General features: G+C 55.0%; 4 protein-coding genes. 1 reads left to right on the top strand and 3 read right to left on the bottom strand.

All coding sequences use genetic code 11. The features are described 5' to 3' along the window. Positions 1–147: 147 nt before the first annotated feature. Complete coding sequence (locus ACIGHN_RS27960; protein WP_200926860.1) at positions 148–702, top strand: HEPN domain-containing protein; 555 nt, start codon at positions 148–150, stop codon at positions 700–702. 160 nt (positions 703–862) lie between these two features. On the opposite strand, the gene ACIGHN_RS27955 is transcribed toward ACIGHN_RS27960, so the two are convergent. The 3 genes from ACIGHN_RS27955 to ACIGHN_RS27945 all read right to left on the bottom strand — a co-directional run. Beyond that, positions 863–1,690, bottom strand: a complete 828-nt coding sequence (locus ACIGHN_RS27955) for a DUF5677 domain-containing protein (RefSeq protein ID WP_396507578.1) — start codon at positions 1,688–1,690, stop codon at positions 863–865. Positions 1,691–1,757: 67 nt separating this feature from the next. Then, positions 1,758–2,666, bottom strand: coding sequence for a hypothetical protein (locus ACIGHN_RS27950; protein ID WP_396507576.1), 909 nt, complete (start codon positions 2,664–2,666; stop codon positions 1,758–1,760). Positions 2,667–3,193: 527 nt separating this feature from the next. Beyond that, a partial coding sequence (locus ACIGHN_RS27945) for a caspase domain-containing protein (protein ID WP_396507574.1) occupies positions 3,194–4,609 on the bottom strand: 1,416 nt, incomplete at its 5' end.

The raw sequence follows: 4,609 nt of genomic DNA, 5'->3' as shown, positions 1-4,609 counted from the left end.
GAACTCTTCGGGATATGGCTGCTTTGTCATGGCACCTCCTATTGGGCCTCAGGTTTGAGGCTCGAAGGTGTCTAGTTCAGCCGGGGCGATTCAGTGGCCGCCGCCTGATAGCATCATTGCGCAAAAACACACCTTGCTATCACCCCAATGAGCCGTTCCATATCCCGAGCCCATGAAACCTTTGACAGTGCGATTGAGGACGCTTGTGCGCTTCTAGCGTTGATCGACTCGATGTACAAGCAGGACCCTGTCGCTCCGACAGCAGAAGCCCTTAAGCGGGCGGGCTTGGTGATGTCGCTGACTGCTTGGGAAACCTATGTCGAAGACCGCGTGACGGAGGCCGTCAACATGCGCTTGAAGGCCGTGAGCGGCAGCCCAATCGGCAACTTTGTGAGTAGCAGGCTCAATGACGAGCTGAAGCGTTTCCACAACCCGAACTCTGAGAAAACGCGCCGGATTTTCCTCGACTACCTTGAAGTCGACGTGACTGCTGGATGGAAGTGGCTCCACTTTGAGCCGGCGACAGCCAGAAAAATGCTGGACGATCTTCTTGCCAAAAGGGGGGAGGCAGTGCATCGATCAAAGTCGATCACGGCGGGTGTTCCGGCCCCGCATCTGGTGAAGCGCGATGACTTGGACAAAGCGATCCGCTTCCTCAAAGGGTTGGTGAACGCCACGGACAAGGCTTTGGCCGAGCACTAGCTTTGCCAGGCGCGAGCCATAGGATTCATCCCTCGCTGCAGGCCGCAGCACTCGCCTGAGGCGGTCGTTGATTCGATCAATGCGATAGACAGCCCGGGTGAGCGAAATCAAGGATTCCTAGGAAACGCATTTCAATCTTGAACAGTGCTTTTACACATTTTCAGGAGGCCGTGCCCCTCTCTTCTGGAGATCGGTCTGAAATGGGTGGTCCGAAAGTGAACTGGGTGAAGTGAGCACGAAAGTGCTGCTGGCCCATTCTCAAACAGGCGTGAGCAAGGTTGAAGACCTGGTTTGCATCCGTGAACTTTGGCCCGACAGTGCTGTGAAATTCCTCCCCTTTCACCTGAGGAGCATAGCTGTGAAGGCTTCGAGTCGTGGCATGTGTCCCGAGGGTCGATAAACCGGCCCACACGCTCGCGTAGGCCTTCTTCATGTCTGCTATCTCGGCCGCCTCAAAAGCGGAGATTTGTGAGCCTTTCGGCTCTACAGCATGGGATTGCAACATTTCCCAGACCTCGGGCGAAAGTTCATCGGGAAAAAACTCCTTCTTGAGGCGCTTTGCCATTGCGAACAGCTCGGAAGTGTGCTTATTTTCCATACGGTCGAGCACGTTTTTTTCACGCCATAGTGCGCACGTGAAAAACAGGCACTCGTAGCCAGTTCGCAGCAGGGCAATAGCGCTGGGAACCATGCCCCTGTCTGCAAGCATGGCCGCCCCCTGGCATGCCTCAAGCGTTCGTTCCCAAAGACCCAACGCGGGCCACTCGCTGCCGGCGATAGGTGACCCGTGCAAGATCTGCAAATCAGCATGCACGTTGCAAACGGCTGTCTTGACCAACTCAAGGTATGCGCTGGTGTCGGTGGATCCGCTCCAACGCATGCTCTCGGCCTCATTCGACAAGAACCCGAAGTCTGCAAACGTCGTGAGGTCCTTAGGCTGCGGAAGCTGTGACGCCATGCCGAATATGGGAAATCGAACGCTGTTCATGGCCTGAGGCAGTAGGAGGGCCTAGTCATTTTGACTCATCAATGTGGGCCCTGGCAGATTTGGGCTTTCACTTGCCGTCGTTGGCCTCCTTGATGGCGTTGATTTGCGTTATCAGCTCGGTAAGCGCTTCGATGGACGCGGTGGGACTTGCCTGGCCTTCGGTGACAGTGGATACACCGCAAGTGCTATGTTTTTTTATGGATCCTTTGAACGGGATCCGCACAGCCTGAACGAAATAAGGGTCTGGCACTTTGAATGTCAGCGTTTGTATTTCCCTACCTTCTCCTTTTATATCCACTACCAGTGTCCGGCATGCCGCGTAGTAGAACGTACCCACTTCCTGTCCCCAAGGAATGTCTTTAAATTCGATTGCGTCTGCTGGAGCTTTCTCTAATCGATAGGTTACGCAACTGTCTTTGGGAGCCCAACTTTTAAGCTGCCTTTCATTTCCTGAATCTATCTTTGCATTGAGATTCAAGTATTTGCACGGGGACGTGTTGTCCGTGCGTGCGACTGTGGCGAAAGCGGCAAGCATGGAGCCGATTTTCGTGATGCTGTTTTTGAGGTTTTCTGTCGTCGTTGCCCCGACCGACTGCACCAGCTCCGTGTTGTCCCGTTTGGTCACATTGATAGTCGTGGTTTTATACAGATTGTTTGTCCCATTGAAGCCGATGCGCCGCCCGTCTTCGACGATTTCCACAGTGAATTTCGCCTGCAGCTTGCCTATCAGCGATGCGGCGGAGCTCTTACCCAGCTCTGCGCCGGGATTCGCTTTTGCGGCCGGAGGGGGTACGTCTGAGAACTCAATCTTCAAGACGGCCTGGTCAAGGGCGAACACGTCATCTAAACCATCCTTGGGTCTCGCTGTCTCGGCCATGTCGTAGTAAGCGACGCCTGGCGAGGTGGTGGCGCATCCAGCTGACAGCATCGCAGAGGCAACTGCGGCGATCAGTGTCATTTGGCGTTGTTGAAGCATGGTGATCCCTCTCTAAGTGAATGGACCACCAAATTACCCGGGACCCGCCCGACCGGCACTCCCACATTTGGGGGATGCGTCGCGTACATGCAGCAGGGATACTGAGCGGTTGGCTTTGCCCCTGGATATGCGATCCCCATGCTCACTGGAGCGCTGCTGGCTTGCTTTGTGGGTACGGCCCGGCATTGTTGCATCGACTATGAGCACTACCTCGTCAAGCAACTGCAGCCCATGCAGATGCGATTCTTCAGCCTCTGGGGGACAGCTTTGCAACGTTGACGAGCGCGCAGAAGGTGCTGTTCTAGGGCTGGGGGGGTGAAAACCGGGGCGATACCAAATGACGGAACTACCTGGCCGGTTGAGGGGTGGGTGTCAGCTTGGCAGCGGTTGCTGCCGTTCACATCTCGGTCACGAATGGGTACTATCGGCCAAAAGCAGACAGAAATGCTGAGCACTGGAAGCAGACCGTCCAACCGCAGTGGGGCCATCGGAGCATTGCTCGCTCGCTGTGTGGGGCAGTTACCTCTTCAGGTCAAGAGCCGAAGAGCGGTCCCAAGCGAGCCACCGTTGTTCGACACAAGCTTCGTGAACGACTGGCCTTCGCTCAAGAGAGCCTGCACGGATTGCTTCGAACGAAACTGAACGATCACTTGATCAGCATGGACCTCGATCTGCGGCGTCAGTCCGGGCGCAGTGATGGTGCAAAACTTTGCCGACGATGGGTAGTTAATCTCAAGACCTCGAGAATCATCCTCGTCCTCGACCTTGTCAATGACTGCCTTGACATCGATCTTTCCGGATACAGAGAAGCACATTCGGTCAAACGCACTATCGAAAACTGCCGCGAATTCGGCGGAGGCAATAATCGCGGGGTTCTTGATGTCCCAAACCGACGTGGAGATGATGTATTTCGCCGTGTCGTCCGGATCAATGTTTATGTCCACCGCGACAACGAAGTCAGGTGTTTCAATTGTGCCGTCAGGATCAACCCGTAGTTCTTTGCGCTTGTAGCCAAAGGACGCCCTAAGTGCGTCGGCCAGCTCTTGCACACGCTGGTCAATTTCATCGGAAGCAACGGAGCGCACAAATCCGCGCGTAGTGGCATTCACTGCCGCCGGAACTTTGTTGGAACTCTTGAATCCCGACAACTTCTTGATCAACCCGATGACGCGGCCTTGCATCGAGATACCTTTGAACTTTCCTAGGCCAATACGCGCGGCTGCGTCCTGCTCGGCGAAGATTTCCGTGAAGTCTGCAATGATGAACTCGCGCGTCTTGTTCCCCCACGCCATCGGTGTTTGCAAGTCGCCTGTCGGGAGGTATGGGCTCTTGGGTACCGAGTTACTCAAGTATGCCTGTAGCGAAGAGGCTGTAAGAAACTTACCGCGCTCGAGTGCAGACTTGTCACGGCCGTTTAGCGCTTCGAGTACGTAGTACGTCCAGATGCCATGCTTCAGATAGGGCGCCGAGCGAGACTGCTCGTCAGGCTTGCATGCGGAGAAGGCTTGATGATGCTCGGCGGTGCGGCAGAAATCGCGGAAGTCATCGTCACTCAAATCCGACAAGATGCTGCGCATGCTATCGTCGATTTCCAGACCGCTGTGGCAAGAGTCCAGGAACAGGATGATGTTTCTGCATTTCGACTTCGCGAACTCCTTGAGAAGCCCTTGAAGTTCTATGCTGGTAGGCGCCAGATCCTTGCGAACCGTGTCGTGACAGGTGATGTAGTTCTTGTCATTCTTCGAGAAGCCGTGGCCCGCATAGAAGAAGTACAACGTATCCCCCTCTGTTACGGTCTTGCAGACTCGCCGAACCTCCGACTCGATGCGAGTTTTTGTTGCTTCCGCACTAAGTGTCGCATCCCGGACGATTGCATAGACTCTAAACGCTATCCGCTCTTCATGGCCCGAGCTGTTCTGCAGGAGTTGGTAGAGTCCTTGCAA

The sequence above is a fragment of the Acidovorax sp. NPDC077693 genome (assembly GCF_044542805.1).
Classification (GTDB): domain Bacteria; phylum Pseudomonadota; class Gammaproteobacteria; order Burkholderiales; family Burkholderiaceae_C; genus Acidovorax.
This window is presented reverse-complemented; position numbering and strand designations above follow the sequence as displayed.